Consider the following 22,181-nt stretch of genomic DNA (forward strand, 5'->3'; position numbering starts at 1 on the left):
CCTTTTTTTTCCCATCAAAATGAAAAATACTAAAAGTTCTATGTTGTCAAAAGCATTGCTTTTGATTGCTTCCGCTTTGTTATTTACTTCTATATTTTTTCCGTTGTGGCGCATAGAACTTGCCGCACCTCAATATCCTGAGGGATTGGTATTGCAATTACATGCTGATAAATTAGCAGGAAATGTCGACATCATCAATGGATTAAACCATTATATAGGAATGAAAACGTTGCATGCCGAAAACTTTTTCGAATTTTCGGTATTAAAATATATTTTTATAGGGTTTGCCCTCTTGGGTTTACTTTGCTTATTTGTTGGAAAGAAAAAAGGACTGTACGCTTTCTTTATTTCGTATATCGTTTTTGTAATCCTAGCAGCATTAGATTTTTACCGATGGAATTATAATTATGGGCATGACTTAAATCCGGATGCCGCTATAAAAGTTCCGGGAATGTCTTATCAACCGCCGCTTTTGGGGTATAAACAGTTGTTGAATTTTGGAGCGTATTCTATTCCGGATATCGGAGGATGGATGCTTACAGCCGCAGGGTTACTTTTGTTTATTGCTGTTTTAAGGGAAGCTAATTTTTTAAATATCTTCAGAAAAAGAAACATCAATGCTGCTATGATTTTATTGGTTTCGATACCTTTATTTTCGTGTACTTCTTACGAACCAAAACCAATAAAACTAAATGTAGACAGTTGTGATTTTTGTAAAATGACAATTTCTAATTCCAAATTTTCAGGAGAATTGATAACTGTAAAAGGAAGAGTCTACAAGTTTGACGATGTTTCCTGCATGATAAAATATGCGAAAGCAAATACCAATGTTAACTACAAAGTACTTTATGTAAACGATTATTTAAAAGAAAATAAATTCATAGAAGTAGAAAAGGGATTTTACTTAAAAGGAGGTACAATCAGCGCACCAATGGGTGGAAACTTAATTGTGTTTTCAAGCAATGAAGAGGCAGCTCAATATCAAACAAAATTAAAAGCACAACCATCAACCTGGAAAGAAATTTATAATTCTTACTAGATGAAAAATTCTTTTTTTATAGCGTTTTTCCTTTTAGTATTTCAAATAGGTACTGCAACTACTATTGAAGTTGGTACTACTTGTTCTGTGAAAAGAATAATGCAAGCATTGGCTATGGCAAAAAATGGTGATACTATTATAGTCAACGGAGGAACTTATAAAGAAGGAACTATTGTAATAGAAAAAAAAATTGTTTTTATAGGGAAAAATTTCCCTGTTCTTGATGGTCAGAAAAAGTACGAAGTACTTTCGGTTAAAGCAGATAATGTAGTTGTTCGTGGATTTAAAATAATGAATTCCGGAGTTGCTTCTTTAGAAGATCCGTGCGGCATTAAAGTCTATAACAGAACTTCGGTACAAATTCTCAATAATTATTTAGAAGATAATTTTTTCGGAATCTATCTTCAAAACTGCACCAATTGCATCATCAAAAACAACAGCATTATCGCTTTTGGAAAAGCAGAGCAACTTATAGGAAACGGAATTCATTGCTGGAAGAGCCAAAATCTCCAAATTATTGGTAACCGTATTAAAGGACATCGAGACGGAATTTACTTTGAATTTGTAACCAATTCGGTTATTTGGAGAAACATTTCTACTCAAAATATTCGATATGGTTTGCATTTTATGTTTTCTAATGACGATGCTTATATTTCTAATGTTTTTAAAAATAACGGAGCTGGTGTTGCAGTGATGTTTACCAAAAACGTAAAAATGTTTAATAATACTTTTGAAGAAAACTGGGGCGATTCGGCTTACGGTTTATTGCTCAAAGAGATTTCGGACAGTTATATTTTTAATAATAAGTTTATCAAAAATACTTCGGCTATTTATATGGAAGGCGCTTCAAGAATAAAACTAGAAAAAAACGTTTTTGAAGCGAATGGATGGGCCATGAAAGTGCAGGCAAGTTGTATGGATAATGAGTTGGTTAACAATAATTTTTTAGGAAACACTTTTGATATTAGCACAAACGGAAGTTTGGTCTTAAACGCTTTTAATAGTAATTATTGGGACAAATACGAAGGGTATGATTTAGACAAAAATGGGGTAGGCGATGTACCTTATCATCCGTTGAGTTTGTTTGCGGTTTTAACCGAAAAAAATCCATCGTCTATGTTACTTTTCAGAAGTTTTATGATAACGCTTTTAGATAAATCAGAGAAAGTTTTGCCTAGTATTACACCTGACAATTTTATAGATAAAACGCCATTAATGAAGTCTTTACGACTATGATAGAAATAAAAAACTTAAATAAAAAGTTTGGCAAATTTGAAGTTTTGCAAAACATCAATCTTTCGTTTAACAAAGGGGAATGTATTGCGCTAATTGGTCCAAATGGTTGCGGAAAAACAACTTTAATCAAAGCAATTTTAGGAATGGTTTTGCCCGATAATGGTTTGATAGAATTTAACGAAAAATCAGTTCTTGGAGAATATCAATATCGTGAAAACATTGGCTACATGCCACAAATAGGGCGCTATCCTGATACTATGACAATTGGTCAAATTATAGAAATGATCAAACAAATCAGAAATTCAAATCAACCACTCGATGAAGATTTGGTGAAAGCTTTTGAGTTGAAAAAAATGTTTAACAAACAAATGCGAACACTTTCAGGCGGAACTACTCAAAAAGTAAGTGCTACGTTGGCTTTTTTATTCAATCCGGATGTGTTGATATTAGATGAACCGACCGCAGGTTTAGATCCATTAGCATCTGAGATTTTGAAAGAGAAAATCATTAAAGAAAAAGAAAACGGAAAACTTATATTGATAACCTCGCATTTATTGAGCGAGCTCGATGATTTGGTAACCGAAATAATTTTTATGCAAGAAGGTAAAGTCTATTTTCATAAAAAGGTAGCCGATTTAAAAGCATCCACCAAGGAAGATAAAATTTCTAAAGCCATTGCTCAAATTTTAAAGAATAAAGGAAATGAATAGAATTATAAAAATCATATTGCTCGATATTCTAAAGAACAAGATTGTTTTGGCGTACACTTTGATTTTAGCCATACTTTCCTGGAGTTCTTTTGTTTTAGAAGACAATTCGGCTAAAGGCTTATTGACCATTCTAAACATAATTCTGTTTACGGTTCCATTGGTTTCAATACTTTTTTCGACTATATATATTTACAACAGCTCAGAGTTTATCGAGCTTTTATTAAGCCAACCAATCAAAAGGAAAAAGATTTGGATGAGTTTGTACTGCGGATTATCCTCTTCAATGGTATTAGCTTTTCTATTTGGAGCAGGCATTCCTTTATTATTATTTGCTCCCGATAGTGTTGGATTTATGATGATAGTTGTGGGAAGTTTGATTTCGATAATATTTGTCGCTTTGGCTTTTTTGAGCTCCATTCTAACACGAGATAAGGCAAAAGGAATTGGAATTGCCATTATGATTTGGTTGTATTTTGCTTTATTATTCGATGGAATGGTGTTGTTTTTACTATTCCAATTAGAAGAATACCCAATAGAAAATGCGATGGTTGCCGTTACAGCATTCAGCCCAATTGATTTGGCACGAATTCAAATATTGTTGCATCTGGATGTTTCTGCAATGATGGGTTATACTGGAGCCATTTTTAAAGACTTTTTTGGCACTTCAATAGGATTAATAATTTCTTTTTTATTGCTGTGTTTATGGGCAATCATTCCTTTTTACATCTCGCTTAAGAAATTTAGAAATAAAGATTTATAAAATGAAAACTGATATTCGAAATAGGAAAGACATTGAAAAGTTGGTCAATGCTTTTTATGATTGCGTCAAAAAAGATGTAGTTATTGGTTATTTGTTTACTGATGTAGCCAAAGTAAATTGGGAATTACATTTGCCGAAGATGTACGATTTTTGGGAAAACATTCTTTTTTTAACCGCCAATTACGAAGGAAATCCAATGGCTCGGCATAAAGAACTTCATCAAAAAAGCACGATGACAAAAGTACATTTTCAGCAATGGAATGATTTATTTATACAAACGGTAGACAAACTTTTTGAAGGTAAGAAAGCCGAGGAAATTAAAAATAGAGCGTTGAATATTTCAGATATGATGATGTATAAAACGTTATCACAGTAAAATAAAACTGCTTCTACATAAAATAAAAAAGGCGTAATCGACAACCATCACGCCTTTTCAACTTAAAAAAGAAAAGCAAATTTGAATTAATAATTATTTTATTTTGGAAGTAAAACATCTCCAATTACATGAATTATCCCGTTAGATGTTGGAATCGAAGCTACAATTTCAGAGCCATTTACAAACGTTTTTTCACCCTTTTTAGTGATTTTTACTTTCCCGCCAAAAACCATATCAAACTCCTGACCGTCTTGCATGTATTCGGTTTTTAAAGTACCAACATAGGTATGATAACCCAAAATATTGGATAATTTTTCTTTGTTTTCCGGTTTTAATAAATCGTCAACAGTGCCTTTTGGCAATTTGTCAAAGGCAGCATTGGTTGGGGCAAAAACGGTAAATGGTCCAGCATTGCTTAATGAAGTAACTAAACCGGCAGCTTTAACAGCAGCTACTAAAGTGGTGTGGTCTTTACTTCCAACCGCAACCTGAACGATATTCGGATTTGAGGTGTCATCTTTTACTCCTTCTTGTCCCGGAGCTTGAGTAGTTTCTTCAGTTGGAGAAACGGTAGTCGTTTCATCTGTTTTTTTGCATCCAACAAAAACTACTAATCCTGCTAAAAGCCATAATTTAATTGATTTTTTCATAATAAAATATACTTGGTTTATACCAACAAAGTACTTGATTATGAAATCATTATTTTATGAGTGCAATCATAAAGGAGGATGAATATTGCTTTTTTTTATCGAATAAAAGGCCATCATTCCAATTCCGGAAACGAGGATTATTGCAATGACAAAAAGCATTTCGTTAACATAAGGAATTACGGTATAGCTAAAGGATGCGATACCTTGAATGGCAAGAATAATTTCATTTAACAATACTCCGATTGAGAATAAAATAATCCCAATTTTGATTTGTTTATTGATGTAAAAAAAGTGATTTGCATAACTATAAAACAATAGATAAAGTGAAATAATCGCCAATAAAACCAAATGCAAATAAGCAATTACTATAGGCCGGAATCCAAAGGCTAATTGGCTCAAAGCCGGAATCGTAGAACCCAATTGCAAAAGAAGTTTTACACTCAAAGCAAATCCGACAAATAGTAAAATATAGCGAAGGAAAAATGGATAGTTTTCCAGTATATCTAGTTTGGTTTTGATTATAATGGTTAGCAATTTAAACCAAGCAAATACTTGAACAAAAGCAGCCATTACTGTTAGAATGTAAAGCCAAGAAGGAACTAAATCCCACCAAAGTGTTGAAAGAAAATAGGCCGGAATGCAAGCAATGAAAAATAATCTAAACGAAGTTTTAAAAAATGGATTTTCGGACGACTTCAGATGCAAGAAATGAAATAGTAAACCCATACAGGCAAAGAAAAACCAGCCATTGTACTGAAAATGCAAGTAATAATAAATTGATGCTAAATATTCTTCTTGATGTATATTTTTGGTAACCATCATATAAGCTAATGCAAAGGTTCCGAGTGAAGAAAAAATATTAAAACCAATGGCAGCTTTGAACCAATTTATCGAAAGACACTCTTTGTCAATCAATTTTAAATCTTTGAAAAAACGATAGCCAAAGAAACAGGCCACTACGATTGACAAGGTTGAAAAAAATATAGAAAACATTCCGTAACCTTCTATGATAAAGAAAACCAGCATTCCGTAAGCGCTGATTAGATTGGCAACGAGAATATAGTTATATTTTTTGGCCTTAAAAGTGATTGTTTTTTTCTCTAAAAACTGAATCATTAACACCATTAATGTATGACTAATCCATCCGGTAAATGCAAAATGAGAATGCGAATGTTGTAAATGTTTTTGGTCTAGGAAAGGAAACTCAAAACCTATTTTATAGCGCATTAAAAGCCCTAATAAGGCAACAATAAAGAGGTTAAACAACGAAAACTTGAGCCAATATTTACTGTTAAATTGCATCTAGTAATATATTTTATGATTGATTATTTCCACTTTACAATTTTTACTCATTTTGGCTAACTCTCTAATAACAGTTTCAACTCGTAGCCCAGTAAAATTGGCAATTTCTTGTCTGGTAAAAGGAACTAATTCTTTTTCTTCATTATCCGGAAAATTCTTATGTGCTTTTAAAAAGGCAATAATTCGATATTCAGGTTTTTGATTAATTATAGCTCGAGTTGTGATTGCTTTAGAATGGATTCGTAGTGCCATTAAATTTAATAGTTTCCTATGTATGGAAGGATATTCATCAATAATTTTTAAAAACTTCTCTTTTGATAGTTTAATGATTTTGCTGTCATGAAATGCTATTGCCGAAGCTGGGTAATTTTGACTAATAAGTAAAGGCGGTTCTCCAAAACTTTGGCCATCATAAAAATATCCTTGTATAAATTCTTTTCCTTCATCGTTTGAATTAATCATTTTTACACTTCCTTCAATAATTTGGAAATAAAAATTAGCCATATCATCTTCATAAAAAATTATTTCATTTTTTTTGTACTCTTTAGCGATAGCTCCCCAAGAAAACAATAAATCAATATCTATTTGCATAGTAGATTTTTGGTGTTTTAAGTCGAATTCACTTATTAAAGAGAAGTTAGGCTTAGATTCGACAAAATTAATTTTTATAAAAGTATTAAAAATATGACCCGAATCATATAAATTACTAAAACTTGAGTGCTAGATTATGTAGTGATAAATAAAGCAATTTTAAAAAATGAATTTATTTATGGAAGTTTAAATTATAGGGATTAACTTTATTGATTCTTTTTAGGGTAATCCTGAACATTTGATAGTAAGAGGAGGAAGCCCATTGGGCTTCAGGTACACTAGTTTTAGCTCTTAAAGTAACTGGGATTAACTTCGTTGATACCAGTTAGGGGGACCCTGAACAAGAAAAACCAACTTGTTTGCAACAAGTCGTTTTTTTATTTTATAACGTCTTACAAGAGCGAGCTTTTGACGCCGTTATAAAATAAAAAAACCGAAACTTTCGTTTCGGTTTTTCTTGTGGGCGATGAGGGATTCGAACCCCCGACCCTCTCGGTGTAAACGAGATGCTCTGAACCAACTGAGCTAATCGCCCTTAATGCGAGTGCAAATATAGGTTACTTTTTTAATTCTGCAAATAAAAAGCAATAAAAATTATAAAATTTCTGCAACTACAAATGTACTTCCCCCTATATAAATAAAGTCATTGCTACCAGCGTTTTCCTTGGCAGCCTGATAAGCATTTGATACTGAAATATATGTTTGACCGATAAGATTAAACTCAGCTGCTTTTTCTTTTAAAATTACTTCGTCTAATCCTCTTAAAATATCGGGTTTGCAGAAATAATAAATAGCATCTTGTGGAAACAAAGGCAGGATTTCTTCTAAATTCTTATCATTTACGAGACCTAAAACAATATGAAGTATTTTAAATTTTTGTTTCTGTATCTGATTCAAAACAATTTTAAGTCCGTGCGAATTATGAGCTGTATCACAAATAACAGTTGGATTTTCTCCCAATTGTTGCCATCTGCCTTGTAGTCGAGTATTCTTTATCACATTCAAAAAACCATTTTTAATATCGGTTTCCGAAACGGATAGTAACTTTTTATCTTGTAGTGCTTTTAGGGTTTGCATCACCGTTTTCTTATTGTGAACTTGATAATCGCCAAGTAGTGCAGAAGGATAAGTTTCATTAATTAAATCGGAAGCAAAATAAATTTCGGAATTCGTTTCTTTGGCTTTAGCTAAGAACACTGGTTTTGTTTCGGCAACATATTCGCCAATAACTACAGGAATATTCGGTTTGATAATACCAGCTTTTTCAAAAGCAATTAATTCTAAAGTATCACCTAAAAACTGAGTGTGGTCTAATCCGATATTAGTAATAACCGAAACCAATGGCGTAATTATATTAGTTGAATCCAATCGACCACCCATTCCGACTTCAATAATATTGATATCTGTTTTCTCTTTTACAAAATACTCAAAAGCCAATCCAACACTCATTTCAAAAAAGCTTAACTCATTAGCTTCAAAAAAAGGTTTATTTTTGTTCATGAAATCTGTTACATATTCTTCCGAAATTGGTATTCCGTTGATGGCTATTCGCTCGCGATAATCTTTTAAATGAGGCGAAGTGTACAAACCAACTTTATAGCCGGCTTCTTGTAAAACGGAAGCCAATAAATGTGAAGTTGACCCTTTTCCATTGGTTCCGGCTATGTGAATACATTTCAAATTACGTTCAGGATTTCCCAAATGTTTGGCTAACAAAACCGTATTGGTAATGTCCTTTCTATAGGCCGAAGCGCCTTGTGTTTGATACATCGGCAATTTGTTAAACATCCAATCAAGCGTTTCTTTATAGTTCATAATTTTCGGAAAAAAATTGGCGGTCAATATACTTTTATACGTTTTTTTTCGTTTATATTGTGATGCGCATTTGAAAACACAAAATTGAAATTATTTTCAGAATTAATTGCCATAAATTAGATAAATATGATAAGCACGTTTTTACAATTACAAGCTGATACTTTAGCACAAGCCCTTCCAACTGTAGATAAAGCAAATGCTGCCTTAACAAATGAAGTATCAGTATTAGAATTCATTTTCAAAGGAGGATTATTCCTTATTCCAATTGCCATTTTGTTATTTTATACCATCTATCTTGTTTTTGAGCGCTATTTGTACATCCATAAAGCAGCCAAAATAGATGAACATTTGATGAAAGACATTCGAAATCATTTGAATAATGCCAATATTGAAATGGCGGTTTCTTCAGCAGAAAGAACAGGTAATGCTCAAGGCGCCATCATAAAAGAAGGTGTGCTAACCATTGGAAGACATATTGGCGAAATAGAATCAAATATGGAGCGTGCTGCCAATATCGAAATCGGGTATATGGAAAAGAAATTAGGGCAATTAGGACTGATTGCGGGTATTGCACCAACACTTGGATTTATCGGAACCATTTCGGGAGTAATAAAAATTTTCTATGCTATTTCGGTAACAGAAGATATCAGTATCGGTAATATTTCTGGTGGATTGTATGAAAAAATGATTAGTAGTGGCGCCGGTTTGATTGTTGGTATTATAGCCTATAGCGCGTATCACTTATTCAATGGTAAAATTGATGCATTTTCATTATCTATTCAAAGACAAGTATTAGAATTTATAAATATAATTCAAAGACCAAATGGCCATAAAGCGAAATAAACGATTTCATGCAGAAGTCGCCACATCCTCTTTGAGCGACATTATGTTTTTCTTGTTGTTGTTTTTCTTAATCATATCTACCTTGGCAAATCCAAATGTTATCCGAATGACTTTGCCAAAATCGAAAACAAATGAAAAGACAAATAAGCAACTTATAACGTTATCGGTAACCGAAGAAAAAAGATATTTCATTGACAAAGAAGAAGTGCTTTTGGACCAATTGGAAACCAGATTGTTGCAATTAATGGATCCGGAAAAGCAGCAAACGGTAATCATAAGAATTCCGGCTACATTGCAAGTACAAGATTTGGTAGATGTTTTGCAAATAGGTGTAAAGAACAAACTGAAGTTTGTCATTGCAACAAGTCCAAAATAAAGAGTGTACAATTAAATAGTTAGTATATGAAACTTATAACTTTATTGTTGATGGCATTTGTAACGGCGTCAACTTTTGCACAAGACACAGCATTTAAATTTTCTAAAGATGGTTTGACCGATTTTATTGTAACCACTTATGACGGCTCGGCAAAAGACACTTATGCCAGAGCACAAGCCTGGGTAAAAGATAATGCGAAGAAAAATTTTGTTGTGATTTCATCTGTAGAAAATGAAAAACTTGTTATTGAAGGCACCAAAGAAAATTTTCTATGCAGTAAAGCAGGAGGAACAACAGTTTGTGCTTCAGCTACTTTCACAATAGAAATAAATTTTAAAGATGGAAAATACAAGTTTGCTGCAAATGGTTTAATAGAGAAAGCTAATAATTCAGCAAATACTACTGTTCATAATCTGGATGATTTTTCAGAGTATTATAATCCTGATGGCAGCTTAAAAAAATATAAAGACGAAGTGCCTGCAGCTTACGAATCACTTTTTAATGATTTGAATAAAAGCTTGATTGCCTTTATGGATAAAAAGAAGAAAGCTGAGAACTGGTAATCTTTCCCAAATTAATAGAAACAAAAAATCCCGATTTCACAACCGGGATTTTTTTATGTTTAGTTCAAACTGAAAGTATAAATTATCTTTCCAACTTGTTTTTCGGGAGCATTGCTATCCGGTTGCCATTTGGTATTCATAGCAGCAATTTTAGCTTGGTCTAACAAACATTTTGCGGTGTTGGTTGTTCCTTGAACTCCGGCCGTTACACTAATGGTATTTCCATTTCTATCCACCGAAACCTGAACCGCAACCCTTCCTTGTTCTTGGCACGTATAATCAGGTTGGGGTTTGTTTAATGCTTTTCGGTTGCCTAACGCATAACCCGATCCGCTTCCGTTTCCGCCACCATTTCCGCTTCCATTTCCGGAACCCGTGCCCGAACCACTTCCTGTTCCGTTACCCGAACCGTTTCCACCGCCAGAACCTGTTCCGCTGCCGTTGCCATAATAACCGTTTGAGTTTAGGTTGCCATTAGCGCTGCCTTTATTGCCGCCTTTGGTATCATTTCCATCACCACCTTTATTACCTAGAATACTTGATAAAGCATCATTTGCATTTTGAGAAACTTTTGGTTTTACAACTACAGGTTTTATATCTTTTTTGACAGGAATGGGTTTGGTTTTAATGTCCTCTTTTTTTGGCACAACAACATTGTCATCGGCATTATCATCTGAAATGATGTTTTCATCAGGTGTTGGTGTTGGTGCCTTTTTGACTTCATCTTTTACATTTAAGACTTCACTTTTATAATTATCACCCATCCCATAATCGCTATCGCCAAAGTTCATCTCGATGCCGCCACCGCCACCGCCGCCCATCAGTTTCATATTGGCTGGGGGCCAAAAGCGAAAAAGAAAAAGCAAAAGAATTAACAAAGCATATACTATTGTAGTAATTGCTAACGATTTTTTATCATTTTCAGTAAGTTGAAAACTCATAGTTGTTTCTTTTGTTCTTTAATTGTGGTTAAAACGTTTAAAAATACAAATTATTGTGTAATCTAGACAGTTATTTTTTTCTAAACTAATTGTTTCAGTGCAATTTCAAAAGCAGTAGCGCTTATGTTTTTTTTATCTGCATTCAAATTGTGTGCCTTTTCTAAGGCGGTTTTAATAATCTCTGAAATATCAGAAAAGATAGCTTCGTCCGTCATTTGTACTTTTTTCTCCATAAAATAAGCAAACACTCTTGCCATGCCACAGTTTGAAATGAAGTCGGGAATTAGACTCACTTTGCTGTCGGTTTCTTCCATGATACTACCGAAGAAAATTTCTTTATCAGCAAACGGCACATTGGCTCCACACGAAATAACTTCTAAACCGTTATTGATTAAGTTGTCGATTTGGTTTTTTGTTACTAGACGAGATGCTGCACATGGTGTAAATATATCAGCTCCTAATGTCCAGATTCTTTGATTAATTTCTTCAAATGGTATCATATTTTGCGCTACCAATTTGTTTCCGTCTTTATTTAAAAACAAACTTTTAATTTCTTCAAATGTGTACCCTTCTTCGTTGATAATTCCACCATCGCGGTCTATAATACCAATAATTTTCACCCCCATTTCGGCAAGATAGAAAGCTGCAGCGGAACCTACATTTCCAAAACCTTGCACTATAGCTTTTTTGCCTTTTACATCACCACCATAAATATGATAATAATGACGAACGGCTTCGGCAACGCCATAGCCAGTAATCATATCGGCAATAGTATATTTGCGCAATACATCGGGAGAGAATTTTGGGTTTTCGATTACTTTGATAACGCCTTGACGCAATTGTCCAATACGGTTGATTTTATCTGCTTCGGTTGGTTTGAAATGTCCGTTAAAAACCCCTTCTTGCGGATGCCAAACACCACATTCTTCGGTAAATGGAATTACTTCGTGAATTTCGTCAACGTTCAAATCGCCACCTGTTCCGTAGTAGCTTTTTAATAAAGGAGAAACAGCTTTATACCAACGTTGTAAAACGCCTTTTTTGCGTGGATCATTTGGGTCAAAATTGATACCCGATTTAGCACCTCCAATAGCTGGACCTGAAACAGAAAATTTCACTTCCATGGTTTTTGCCAATGATAAGACTTCGTTCATGTCTAGTCCTTTTCTCATTCGGGTTCCGCCACCAGCAGCACCGCCACGTAGTGAGTTGATTACGGTCCAACCTTCGGCTTCTGTTTCAGCATCTTTCCAATTGAATACTATTTCGGGCGTTTTATCTTCGAATTTTTTTAATAATTCTTTCATTGTGCTATTTAATTTGTGGTGCAAATATAGGAAATAGGAATTAGGAAAATGCCATAAAAAAACGCCACTCGAAAGTAGCGTTTATATCAATTTATTTTTTGTTTTCCTTAAAACGTTTGTCTGGTGTTCCGTCTTTTTTCAAAACCACTTTGGTTTCTGTTTTCTTGTAACGCTTGTCTGGAGTTCCGTCTTTTTTCAAGACTACTTTTGTTTCTGTTTTAGTTTTTGTTACTTTTTTAGTAGCTGTTTGTGCCGATGCAGTCAAAGTGAAGCCCAAAAGAGCAATAACTGCTAACATTAATTTTCTCATTATATTATATTTTTTGATTTGAGTAGCTAATTTATGAAAAAAGGAAATACGTTTTGTTAATTAGTAGTTATAAATCGATAGGTTTGATTAGTTTTAACCTTTACTAATAAAAAATCAAAAAGCGTATGGGAATTATAAAAAATTGGCATCAGCAACATGCAGAAAACTTATCTTTTGGAAGTCGCTTAGCGGATAAAGTTGCTAGTAATATGGGTTCATGGCGCTTTATTATTATCCAAACTATTATTGTTGGCATTTGGATGTTACTGAATGTAGTGGCTTATGTTTCGCATTGGGATCCGTATCCGTTTATTCTTTTGAATTTGCTTTTTTCGACACAAGCGGCTTATGCAGCGCCCATTATTATGATGGCTCAAAACAGACAAAATGAGCGTGATAGAGCCCAGGCTCAAGCCGATTATCAAACTAATATTGAAGCAAAGGAAGAAATAGAAGCTTTGGCAATTAAATTGAATTCGATGGAAGTAGATAAGCTGGATAAAATTATCAGAATGTTGGAGGAGCTGGATAAAAAATAACTCCTGAAGCGTGATTGTATTTCGCACCCGTAACGCTTGCTAAAACATTGCTCTCATTTCTTAGTTTTAAAACACCAAGCAAAGCAAAAATCAATGCTTCTTTGAATTCGATTGTTTTTTTATCGGGAATGATGAATTGTAGTTGAGGTAAATGGTACTGCATTCTTTCCATCAAAAAATCATTGTAGGTTCCGCCGCCGGTGGCTAAAAGTTTTGCTTTTTTTATTGGTAATGCTGCTGCCGTTTGAATAGCAATATGTTCGGTAAATGCATGCATTTTATCTTCCGTGGGTATGTTGTGTTTTTCAATCAAAGGCAAAATAGTTTCTTTTACAAATTCGAATCCGAGTGATTTTGGAAACGGCTTTTTGTAATACGCTACCGCATTTAATTCGGATAATAAATCCATACTAAGTTTTCCTGATTTTGAAATTTTCCCTTTATCATCATAATCCAATCCGAGTTGATTGGAATAAAAATTCAAAACCGTATTTACAGGTGAAATATCAAAAGCAATTCGGTTGCCGTTTTGTTCAAATGACACATTAGAAAAGCCACCCATATTCAAACAATAGTCATAATTGGCAAACAAAATTCTATCGCCAATCGGAACCAAAGGGGCACCTTGTCCGCCAAGTTGAACATCTTGCACCCGGAAATCACAAACTACAGTTTCATTCAGGATTTTTGCTATTTCAGGAAGATTGCCAATTTGAAGCGTATAGCCGTTTTGAGGTTGATGTAAAATTGTATGTCCATGAGAACAAACGGCATCAAGATTTTTCAAGTCGTGCTTTTCGATGAAAGTTTTGATGACATTTGCTATAAGAAGGGTATACTCTTTATTCAGTTTTTTTAATTCGGCTTCCGAAAAACCAACAGCAGTTTTTAATTTGTTCAACCAATTAATGTCATACGAAACGGTTTCGCTTTCAAGGATTTTGAAGCTCCATTTGTCTTCAATTATTGAAAAATGTATGTGCGCCAAATCAATGCCGTCAAGCGAAGTGCCTGACATTACTCCAATAACATTATAGGTTTGTTTAAACATTGGCTAAATTTACGAAAACGTTTGAAATTTTGACTTTTATATTCTACTTTTGCTCACCAAAATTAAGGAAACAACAAACATAAATCTTCACAACTATGGATTTTAATTTAACCGAAGAACAGCTAATGATTCAACAAGCCGCGAGAGATTTTGCTGTTGCAGAATTATTGCCTGGCGTAATTGAACGAGACGAGCATTCTAAGTTCCCAACAGAACAAGTCAAAATGATGGCGGAATTAGGATTCTTAGGAATGATGGTTGACCCAAAGTATGGTGGAGCAGGTTTAGACAGTGTCTCGTATGTTTTGGCGATGACCGAAATTGCTAAAGTGGATGCTTCGGCTGCGGTTATCATGTCGGTGAATAATTCATTGGTTTGTGCCGGAATGGAAAAATACTGTTCGGAAGAACAAAAAATGAAATATTTAGTGCCTTTGGCAAAAGGGGATGTTATCGGAGCATTTTGCTTATCTGAACCGGAAGCGGGAAGTGATGCGAGTTCGCAAAAAACCACTGCCAAAGATATGGGCGATTACTATTTGCTAAACGGAACCAAAAACTGGATTACCAATGGAAATTCAGCATCAACATACTTAGTCATTGCACAAACTGATGTCGAAAAAGGGCACAAAGGTATCAATGCTTTTATTGTTGAAAAAGGTTGGGCCGGATTTGAAATTGGTCCAAAAGAAAAGAAAATGGGAATCCGCGGAAGCGATACACATTCGTTGATGTTTAGCGATGTTAAAGTTCCTAAGGAAAACAGAATTGGAGCTGACGGATTTGGATTTAACTTTGCGATGAACGTGTTAAACGGCGGAAGAATTGGGATTGCATCACAAGCACTCGGAATTGCAACTGGCGCTTATGAATTGGCTTTAAAATATTCGCACGAGAGAAAAGCCTTTGGGAAAGAGATTTTTAAACACCAAGTGATTGCATTCAAATTAGCCGATATGTATGTAAAAATTACAGCAGCCAAGCTTTTGATTATGAAAGCGGCTTGTGAAAAAGACGAAGGAAAAGACATTGCACATTCGGGTTCAATGGCAAAATTATACGCTTCTGAAATTGCTTTGGAAGTGGCCAATGAAGCAGTTCAAATTCACGGAGGAAACGGATATGTTGCCGAATATCATGTAGAAAGAATGATGCGGGATTCAAAAATTACTCAGATTTATGAAGGAACTTCAGAAATTCAGAGAATTGTAATTTCTCGTGGATTGGTATAATATTTTTTTATATATTTGAGGAACTGCTTTATTTAAGTTTTAAATTAATACTCACTAAACCCTTTCAGCAACGAAAGGGTTTTTTGATTGAAAAAAATAGTACTTTTACCTTATGTATGAAGAACTAAAATATTGGTACCTCCGTGATCACAAATTGTTTTGGACCTTGAGCATGTCTCAAATTAAGCAGTTGTGTATCATTACTGGATTTAAAAAAGCTAAAAAGGGAGATGTCATTTATTTTTCTTCTTCTGATGTACCTCGCGTTTTTTTACTCAAAAAGGGCAACATTAAGATTGTTTCTGTAGATGAAGAAGGAAACGAAACGGTTAAGGATATCATTCAAAAAGGAGATTTGTTCGGAGAACTGGAGTTAGACAATGACAGAAATTCTAATGAATATGCCAAAGCTTTGACCGATGATATTATTATTTGTAGTTTCTTGATGTCGGATTTTGAAGATTTGTTGTTACGAAATCCAAGTTTAGCCTTGTCTTATACTAAATTTGTTGGCCTCAAAATGAAACGCATCAAAAACAATTATTCCAATTTGATGTCCAAAGACGCTAAAACCCGCTTGCTAACCTTTTTGAAAGACTGGGCTGAACGTGATGGCAAACAGGTTGGAAATAGAGTCATCATCGAAAATTACCTTACCCAAAACGATATAGCGCAAATAATCTGTACCTCCCGCCAAACGGCTACTTCATTGCTAAATGAATTAGAAGAAAATGGTTTGATGCATTATGGCCGAAAAGAAATTATTATTGAGGATATTTCCAAACTATAGTTTCTAAAATTTCTTTAGGAAAATTGTCCATAACCTTGCGTTTATAGCTGTCGCATCTTTAACCTTGTCAATGGCTATTAATAAAAAAGTGCCTGCAAAGGCAAAGCCTAATACAAGCACATTAGTTTATTATTATTTTACTGATTCGCAATTTTTTTCAATGACTTTTTTAGAGTGTATCCCAAACTCATAGTAACACAAACCGGACAAATGCCAAAGCGAAAGAAAAATAAAAGAAATTTTTTATGAAAAGGCAAGTTTGTTGGAACAATAGGGCAACTTTTTCCATCGCCTTCAAATTCTTTAATCCCCCAAATGTTTACTGACTCTCTCATTTTGTTTGCTAATTTTTATCCGAAAAAGTAGTAGGTACACATTGCCATCATAGTTACTGATATAATCGTAAGAAGGATTTTTGTTTTCTTTTTCATACTTTTTAATTTAAAAGGGAATTAATAGTTGCTGTCATTACTTCATCAGATTCTGCAATACTCAACTGTTTTACTTGTTTGTGCGTTTTAGGGTTAATAAAAGTTACAATACCAGAAACGTCTTGTGTTTGTTTTTTGTCACTTGCTAATCCACATGCTTTAAGCATTTTTCCCATTCCTTTTCTAGGAATTGTAGACACGGCAACATAAGCATTGGCTTTTTCTAGTTCTTTTTTAGAAGCTTCTTTTGTCGTTTCATTAGTAATGTCATTCATGTAAATGTTTACTCCTTTTGCAGCATAAGGCATTAAAACAGCACTGAATCTTGCTGCATTTGCTTTACACACACCACACCATTTGGCACTGTTTACTACAGCAATCAATTTTGGATTTTCTGAATGTGGAATCGTTTGTGCTATACTTCCAAAACTTGTTGCTACTAAAAAAGCGGCCATAATTACTCTTAATTTTTTCATTTTAAATTGTTTAAATTGTTATATAGTAGTTAATACCAATACACTCCATTTAATCACCTAATTGAAAATAAAAAAAGCGAACTATTTGAATAACTCGCTTTCTTTAAAATAGATTTAGGTATTTAGTTGAGGTTTTCAACGCCTTTTCTGGCTTGCTCCAAACATTTGTATTTTTGGTTTTGTGCATTGTGTTTGTTGGTATAACCAAACTCTTTGGTAATGCTATCGATGTCTTTATCATCATAAAAAATAGCTCTCAGCAGCACAATACATTTATTGGTTACAGCCTTAAATAAAGAAACAACCTTGTTGGAGTTAGAGTGATGAATTTCCTCTTCCGCTTCTTCATAATCAATTAAGTATTTTTCATAAATACCAACTTCCGATTTCACCATTTTATTGCAGTCTCTTAATCGCTTTAACCAAAGATTACTGCTTATCGCGAAGATGAATGTTTTCAGAGAGGAAGTTAAATGGAAGTCATCTTTAGGTACTTTTTCTAATAAAACGATAATTGTTTCTTGAAAAATATCTTTAGCATCATCCTCATTACCATTGTTCTTTAGTATAAAATTCCTTACCGATGGGTAATAGAATTTATATAAAATTTCAAAAGCATAGTTGTCCTTTGATTTAAGCCCTAGAAAAGTTTCTTGATCGGATTGATTTTTAATTCCCATACAAATTGTAATTTATGATTAATACTGTCAATATGTATTAATACCATAGGGTAATATAAAATCACCTTTATTTCAAATTTATTTTTAGTAGCCTTTAATTTTTAAACAAAGATATTTTTTAAAACAGAACAGTAAATTGATTTCAGAAGAAATATTGATTATTGATTTAGGAAAATTGTCCATCACCTTGCGTTAATCCTCCATTTTACAACATTGAAAGCTGTCGCATCTTTGTACTGTCAATATCGACAATCAAATTTTAAAAATAAATAAAATGACTACAACAACATTTTCAGTTCCAACCAGAGACCAAGTATCAGAAAACAACCAAGCAATTTTTGATAATTTACAAAAAGCTTTAGGTTTCGTCCCTAACTTATATGCAACGATTGCCTATTCAAAAAATGGGTTAGAAAAATACTTAGCTTACCAAAATGCTAAAACATCGCTTTCTAACAAAGAAAAAGAAGCCGTTAACTTAATCGTAAGTCAAGTAAACAATTGTATTTACTGTCAAAGTGCTCATACCATTATTGGAAAAATGAATGGTTTCTCAGACGAGCAATTGTTAGACATCAGAAGAGGGAAAAGTACCGATGCTAAATTAGATGCTTTAGTAAAATTGGCTGCTGAAATTACCCAAACAAGAGGGAATGCTAATTCAGATATCGTGGATGCCTTTTTTGCTCAAGGGTATACTAACGAAAATTTGGTAGATTTGATTTTGCAAATAAGCGATAAAACCGCAATGAACTATTTTCATAACTTGACAAAAGTTCCTGTTGATTTCCCTTTAGCTCCAACTTTATAATTCATAAATTAGCAAACCAGTTCGTCTTGAATTGGTTTGCTTTTTAATTGTATCACTATGAACTCAATAGAACAAAAATTACCACTTCCTCCATTTAACATGGAAACGGCACTTCAAAAAGTACAATTAGCAGAAGAGGCTTGGAATAGCAAAGATCCCGAACGTATTGCTTTGGCATATACAGTTGATACCGAATGGCGAAACAGAACCGATTTTATAAACGGTCGCGAAGCGGTAAAAGAATTTCTGAAAGGAAAATGGGAAAAGGAACTCGATTACAAACTCAAAAAAGAGTTGTGGGGTTTTCGTGAAAACCGAATGGCAGTTCGTTTTGAATACGAATATAGAAATGCAGAAGGGCAATGGTTTCGTGCCTATGGAAATGAGAACTGGGAGTTTGACGAAAACGGATTGATGCGCAAGCGGTTTGCTAGTATCAATGATTTGAAAATAGAAGAAAAAGAAAGACATTTATAACAATGACCGATAAAAACACCTTTACTTTAGTAAATCCGCAAACCGGAAACCTGGCTTTCAAACTTTTTTCGTTTGAAGAAAACAGTTCCTTTGACCACATTCAGCGATTAAATTATTATTCTTTGATTTGGATTAAAAAGGGTAGTGGTAAAGTAAAAGTAGATTTCTCTGAATATGATTTTACTGAAAATCAACTGTTGGCTTTTGCCCCGTATCAGCCTTTTATGTTAACTGCTGTTGATGCTATTGAAGGTGTAGTTATTCATTTTCATCCCGATTTTTTTTGTATCATTAAGCATCACAACGAAGTGGCTTGTAATGGAGTTTTGTTTAATAATATTTACGAACCACCTTATGTATTCATTGATGAAACGGCTAAAGCAACTTTCAATATGGTTATTGAACAAATGAAGACTGAAATGCAAAATCCTGCACTAGCGCAATATGAATTATTAGTTTCTTATTTAAAAATCTTCCTTATTACAGCGTCCCGATTAAAAAAAGAACAACAACCCAAAGAACTTTCTCAAGTTGATGATAACTCGGCACCTTTTATTCTTCAAAATTTAAAAAGCTATATTGAGCTTCATTATAAAACCAAACATTCGGCTAGTGATTATGCCGATTTGTTAAACATTTCACCAAAAGCATTAGCTAAAATCACTAAAAATCATTTCAATAAAACCTTAACCGATTTAATTGCAGAACGCATTATCATTGAAGCCAAGCGAGAGTTGTATCTCACTAATAAAGCTGTAAAAGAAATTGCCTTTGAATTAGGCTATGACGACGAACATTATTTTAGCCGTTTCTTTAAAAACAATGTGGCCATTTCTCCTCAAATGTATCGCGATACGGTTGGTTTTGCCCGAGGGATGAGTTAATCTCAAAGAATTTTACTCCCAATGTAAACTACCCGACATTTCCCCATTTCATATAGATTTAGCTTTGTACTATCAAAATAAATCGATTATGAAAAAACTATTAGTATTTCCCATTTTATTTCTGTTTTTTTCCTGTCAGGAAGAAGGAATATTAACCAAAGACAGAGAAGATATAGTAGTGATTCCGACTGCGGAGTTAAAATATTATGGAACCTTTGTCCCTACATCTGGAATAGACGTAATTGGTGAAGCCAAAATTTACTTGGAAGGCAACCAATACAAAGTGCAATTAGAAAATTTTAGCATTTCTAGCGGTCCCGATTTGAAAGTCTATTTGTCAAAAGCAGCTACCCCAAACGAATTTATCAATCTCGGAAATCTGACTTCTCAAACGGTTTATCCAATTCCACAATCGGTTAACGTTGCCGAGTATTCTCATGTGCTTATTCATTGTCAGCAATACAATCATTTGTTTGCAATAGCTGAACTAACATCAAATTAATAAATATGAAAAAGATACTTTTAGTAGGAGCAATTTTATTTTCGATCAACACAATTAACGCTCAAGGTTGCAGTGATGCCGGAATTTGCTCTATAAACCACGGTTTTACAACCGAAGAAAAAAGTTTTAAAAACCATATTGAAATTGCCACTATTTTTGGTGCAGGCGAATCGGATGTACGCTATGTTTCTCCTTATGTCTCGTATACCAAACGTTTCAATGACCGATTTTCTTTTACGAGTAAAGTCACTTTTTCAACAGCTCATGGAAGTTTTGGTACTCGAAGTCAGTTTGGCGATGCATTCCTAATAGGAAATTATACTTTTAAAGAAATAAACAAAAAGCAATGGAGTGTTTTGCTGGGATGGAAGTTTCCGTTTACGGCTTCGAATCTAAAAATTAATGGCTACTCTTTGCCGTTAGATTATCAATCGAGTTTGGGAACTGTCGATATGTTTTTGGGAACCAATTTCAAGTATAAAAAATGGGATTTTAATGCAGCACTTCAAATTCCGGTGGTCAATTTGAATAAGAATTCGTATTTCAAAGAATATGGTGGGACAGGTGATTTTCCGTCAACTAACTTGTTCGAGCGAAAATCGGACGCCTTAGTAAGAGCAACCTATTCGATAAAAACGCCTAATAAAAAATTCATGTTCAAGCCCAATGTGCTTTTCATTTATCATCTTGGAGAAGACAGTTATGAAAATATTTTTGGCCAAAGAGAAAACATTAACGGTTCGGATGGTTTGACCATAAACGGAAACCTAATAACGTCATACAATCTAAGTAAACAAAGTAGTATAGAACTTTCGTTAGCAACACCATTTGTAGTTAGAGATGTTCGTCCAGACGGTTTAACCAGAAGTTTTGTTCTCGGATTGCAGTATCAATATTCATTTTAATAAATAAAAAATAACTTTTTTACCCTAAAAGTAAAGTAGCAGACAAAACCCTTTTTATGACCACTTTATCTTTGTATCAATAAAAATAATTAAATTTAACAAATCATGAAAAAATCAATATTAATCTTATTCGTTGTGTTATCGTCAACAATAAGTTTTGCGCAAACTGCAGCAAAAAGAATAAAAGAATTCAATTTAGAAAACAAAGTAGCCATTCAGGGTTACGATCCTGTTGCTTATTTTACACAAAAGAAAGCTGTGAAAGGAAAGAAAGAATTGGCTACAGCCTTTGAAGGTGTAACCTATTATTTTTCATCACAAGCAAACAAAGATGCTTTTACCAAATCTCCTGCTAGCTACGAACCTCAATATGGCGGTTGGTGTGCTTACGCTATGGGATCCAATGGTGAAAAAGTGGAAGTTGATCCTGGAACTTTTAAAATTCTAAATGGCAAACTGTTTTTGTTTTACAACGCCTATTTCAATAATACTTTGAAATCATGGAATAAAGACGAGGCTAATCTCAATAAAAAGGCAGATGCGAACTGGAAAAAATTCATCAATTAATAAACCATTAATTCTAA

At 33.8% G+C, this 22,181-nt stretch carries 27 protein-coding genes and 1 tRNA gene; 17 read left to right on the forward strand and 11 right to left on the reverse strand.

Features of this window, described 5'->3' with window-relative positions; translation table 11 throughout:
* Positions 1–19: 19 nt before the first annotated feature.
* The 5 genes from QWY90_RS03625 to QWY90_RS03645 are packed head-to-tail and all read left to right on the forward strand — an operon-like array spanning position 20 to position 4,121.
* On the forward strand, positions 20–1,039 hold the full coding sequence (locus tag QWY90_RS03625) for a nitrous oxide reductase accessory protein NosL (RefSeq protein ID WP_290284489.1): 1,020 nt from the start codon (positions 20–22) through the stop codon (positions 1,037–1,039).
* Entirely contained in the window at positions 1,040–2,275 is a 1,236-nt protein-coding gene (locus QWY90_RS03630) for a nitrous oxide reductase family maturation protein NosD (protein WP_290284491.1), read from the forward strand. It begins immediately after the preceding gene.
* Positions 2,272–2,985, forward strand: coding sequence for an ABC transporter ATP-binding protein (locus QWY90_RS03635; RefSeq protein WP_290284492.1), 714 nt, complete (start codon positions 2,272–2,274; stop codon positions 2,983–2,985). The genes QWY90_RS03630 and QWY90_RS03635 overlap by 4 nt, the downstream gene beginning before the upstream one ends.
* Entirely contained in the window at positions 2,978–3,745 is a 768-nt protein-coding gene (locus QWY90_RS03640) for an ABC transporter permease subunit (protein WP_290284493.1), read from the forward strand. Before QWY90_RS03635 ends, QWY90_RS03640 begins: the two co-directional genes overlap by 8 nt.
* 1 nt (position 3,746) lies before the next feature.
* On the forward strand, positions 3,747–4,121 hold the full coding sequence (locus QWY90_RS03645) for a group III truncated hemoglobin (RefSeq protein WP_290284494.1): 375 nt from the start codon (positions 3,747–3,749) through the stop codon (positions 4,119–4,121).
* A 98-nt stretch (positions 4,122–4,219) separates the two neighbouring features.
* On the opposite strand, the gene QWY90_RS03650 is transcribed toward QWY90_RS03645, so the two are convergent.
* The 5 genes from QWY90_RS03650 to QWY90_RS03670 all read right to left on the reverse strand — a co-directional run bounded on the left by QWY90_RS03650 (position 4,220) and on the right by QWY90_RS03670 (position 8,479).
* Positions 4,220–4,771: a fasciclin domain-containing protein gene (locus tag QWY90_RS03650; RefSeq protein ID WP_290284495.1), complete on the reverse strand. Its 552-nt coding sequence runs from the start codon at positions 4,769–4,771 to the stop codon at positions 4,220–4,222.
* Positions 4,772–4,837: 66 nt separating this feature from the next.
* Complete coding sequence (locus QWY90_RS03655) at positions 4,838–6,073, reverse strand: hypothetical protein (protein ID WP_290284496.1); 1,236 nt, start codon at positions 6,071–6,073, stop codon at positions 4,838–4,840.
* The gene (locus QWY90_RS03660; protein WP_290284497.1) at positions 6,074–6,664 is read right to left on the reverse strand and encodes a Crp/Fnr family transcriptional regulator; all 591 of its coding nucleotides are present in this window, start codon (positions 6,662–6,664) and stop codon (positions 6,074–6,076) included.
* 460 nt (positions 6,665–7,124) lie between these two features.
* Positions 7,125–7,199, reverse strand: a tRNA-Val gene (locus QWY90_RS03665).
* Between the two features lie 59 nt (positions 7,200–7,258).
* Positions 7,259–8,479, reverse strand: coding sequence for a bifunctional folylpolyglutamate synthase/dihydrofolate synthase (locus tag QWY90_RS03670; protein WP_290284499.1), 1,221 nt, complete (start codon positions 8,477–8,479; stop codon positions 7,259–7,261).
* A 129-nt stretch (positions 8,480–8,608) separates the two neighbouring features.
* Here QWY90_RS03670 and QWY90_RS03675 point away from each other — a divergent pair, with 129 nt between their 5' ends.
* Genes QWY90_RS03675 through QWY90_RS03685 form a run of 3 tightly spaced genes read left to right on the forward strand, consistent with a single transcriptional unit; the run spans position 8,609 to position 10,261 of the window.
* Positions 8,609–9,322 (forward strand): MotA/TolQ/ExbB proton channel family protein, encoded by a 714-nt coding sequence (locus tag QWY90_RS03675; RefSeq protein WP_290286922.1) that lies wholly within the window; start codon positions 8,609–8,611, stop codon positions 9,320–9,322.
* The gene (locus QWY90_RS03680; protein WP_290284501.1) at positions 9,303–9,698 is read left to right on the forward strand and encodes an ExbD/TolR family protein; all 396 of its coding nucleotides are present in this window, start codon (positions 9,303–9,305) and stop codon (positions 9,696–9,698) included. Before QWY90_RS03675 ends, QWY90_RS03680 begins: the two co-directional genes overlap by 20 nt.
* 26 nt (positions 9,699–9,724) lie before the next feature.
* Positions 9,725–10,261, forward strand: a complete 537-nt coding sequence (locus QWY90_RS03685; RefSeq protein WP_290284503.1) for a DUF4468 domain-containing protein — start codon at positions 9,725–9,727, stop codon at positions 10,259–10,261.
* Positions 10,262–10,320: 59 nt separating this feature from the next.
* Here QWY90_RS03685 and QWY90_RS03690 read toward each other — a convergent pair whose 3' ends face one another.
* The 3 genes from QWY90_RS03690 to QWY90_RS03700 all read right to left on the reverse strand — a co-directional run bounded on the left by QWY90_RS03690 (position 10,321) and on the right by QWY90_RS03700 (position 12,819).
* Positions 10,321–11,202 (reverse strand): energy transducer TonB family protein, encoded by an 882-nt coding sequence (locus QWY90_RS03690; protein WP_290284504.1) that lies wholly within the window; start codon positions 11,200–11,202, stop codon positions 10,321–10,323.
* Between the two features lie 80 nt (positions 11,203–11,282).
* Complete coding sequence (locus tag QWY90_RS03695; protein ID WP_290284505.1) at positions 11,283–12,509, reverse strand: Glu/Leu/Phe/Val dehydrogenase dimerization domain-containing protein; 1,227 nt, start codon at positions 12,507–12,509, stop codon at positions 11,283–11,285.
* A 91-nt stretch (positions 12,510–12,600) separates the two neighbouring features.
* The gene (locus tag QWY90_RS03700; RefSeq protein ID WP_290284506.1) at positions 12,601–12,819 is read right to left on the reverse strand and encodes a hypothetical protein; all 219 of its coding nucleotides are present in this window, start codon (positions 12,817–12,819) and stop codon (positions 12,601–12,603) included.
* Between the two features lie 125 nt (positions 12,820–12,944).
* Between QWY90_RS03700 and QWY90_RS03705 the strand changes: the two genes are divergently transcribed.
* Complete coding sequence (locus QWY90_RS03705) at positions 12,945–13,358, forward strand: DUF1003 domain-containing protein (protein WP_290284507.1); 414 nt, start codon at positions 12,945–12,947, stop codon at positions 13,356–13,358.
* Here the strand turns inward: QWY90_RS03705 and QWY90_RS03710 are convergent.
* Positions 13,327–14,409, reverse strand: coding sequence for an anhydro-N-acetylmuramic acid kinase (locus QWY90_RS03710; protein WP_290284508.1), 1,083 nt, complete (start codon positions 14,407–14,409; stop codon positions 13,327–13,329). The genes QWY90_RS03705 and QWY90_RS03710 overlap by 32 nt on opposite strands.
* A 95-nt stretch (positions 14,410–14,504) precedes the next feature.
* Here QWY90_RS03710 and QWY90_RS03715 point away from each other — a divergent pair, with 95 nt between their 5' ends.
* Together QWY90_RS03715 and QWY90_RS03720 are read left to right on the forward strand one after the other, a co-directional pair.
* On the forward strand, positions 14,505–15,641 hold the full coding sequence (locus QWY90_RS03715; protein ID WP_290284509.1) for an acyl-CoA dehydrogenase family protein: 1,137 nt from the start codon (positions 14,505–14,507) through the stop codon (positions 15,639–15,641).
* A 112-nt stretch (positions 15,642–15,753) separates the two neighbouring features.
* Positions 15,754–16,431, forward strand: a complete 678-nt coding sequence (locus QWY90_RS03720) for a Crp/Fnr family transcriptional regulator (RefSeq protein WP_290284510.1) — start codon at positions 15,754–15,756, stop codon at positions 16,429–16,431.
* Between the two features lie 436 nt (positions 16,432–16,867).
* Here QWY90_RS03720 and QWY90_RS03725 read toward each other — a convergent pair whose 3' ends face one another.
* Complete coding sequence (locus QWY90_RS03725) at positions 16,868–17,338, reverse strand: hypothetical protein (RefSeq protein WP_290284511.1); 471 nt, start codon at positions 17,336–17,338, stop codon at positions 16,868–16,870.
* A gap of 122 nt (positions 17,339–17,460) precedes the next feature.
* Positions 17,461–18,018 carry an RNA polymerase sigma factor gene (locus QWY90_RS03730; protein WP_290284512.1) on the reverse strand — a complete coding sequence of 186 codons (558 nt, stop codon included), beginning with the start codon at positions 18,016–18,018 and terminating at the stop codon, positions 17,461–17,463.
* Between the two features lie 274 nt (positions 18,019–18,292).
* On the opposite strand from QWY90_RS03730, the gene QWY90_RS03735 reads away from it, so the two are divergent.
* The 6 genes from QWY90_RS03735 to QWY90_RS03760 all read left to right on the forward strand — a co-directional run bounded on the left by QWY90_RS03735 (position 18,293) and on the right by QWY90_RS03760 (position 22,164).
* Complete coding sequence (locus tag QWY90_RS03735) at positions 18,293–18,829, forward strand: carboxymuconolactone decarboxylase family protein (RefSeq protein ID WP_290284513.1); 537 nt, start codon at positions 18,293–18,295, stop codon at positions 18,827–18,829.
* Positions 18,830–18,895: 66 nt separating this feature from the next.
* Positions 18,896–19,306, forward strand: coding sequence for a DUF1348 family protein (locus QWY90_RS03740; RefSeq protein WP_290286923.1), 411 nt, complete (start codon positions 18,896–18,898; stop codon positions 19,304–19,306).
* Between the two features lie 2 nt (positions 19,307–19,308).
* Positions 19,309–20,190: a helix-turn-helix domain-containing protein gene (locus tag QWY90_RS03745; RefSeq protein WP_290284514.1), complete on the forward strand. Its 882-nt coding sequence runs from the start codon at positions 19,309–19,311 to the stop codon at positions 20,188–20,190.
* 88 nt (positions 20,191–20,278) lie between these two features.
* The gene (locus QWY90_RS03750) at positions 20,279–20,692 is read left to right on the forward strand and encodes a DM13 domain-containing protein (protein ID WP_290284515.1); all 414 of its coding nucleotides are present in this window, start codon (positions 20,279–20,281) and stop codon (positions 20,690–20,692) included.
* Between the two features lie 5 nt (positions 20,693–20,697).
* The gene (locus QWY90_RS03755) at positions 20,698–21,597 is read left to right on the forward strand and encodes a hypothetical protein (protein ID WP_290284516.1); all 900 of its coding nucleotides are present in this window, start codon (positions 20,698–20,700) and stop codon (positions 21,595–21,597) included.
* 105 nt (positions 21,598–21,702) lie between these two features.
* Positions 21,703–22,164 (forward strand): YHS domain-containing (seleno)protein, encoded by a 462-nt coding sequence (locus tag QWY90_RS03760; protein ID WP_290284517.1) that lies wholly within the window; start codon positions 21,703–21,705, stop codon positions 22,162–22,164.
* Positions 22,165–22,181: the final 17 nt, after the last annotated feature.

The organism is Flavobacterium paronense (assembly GCF_030409795.1).
Taxonomy (GTDB): domain Bacteria; phylum Bacteroidota; class Bacteroidia; order Flavobacteriales; family Flavobacteriaceae; genus Flavobacterium; species Flavobacterium paronense.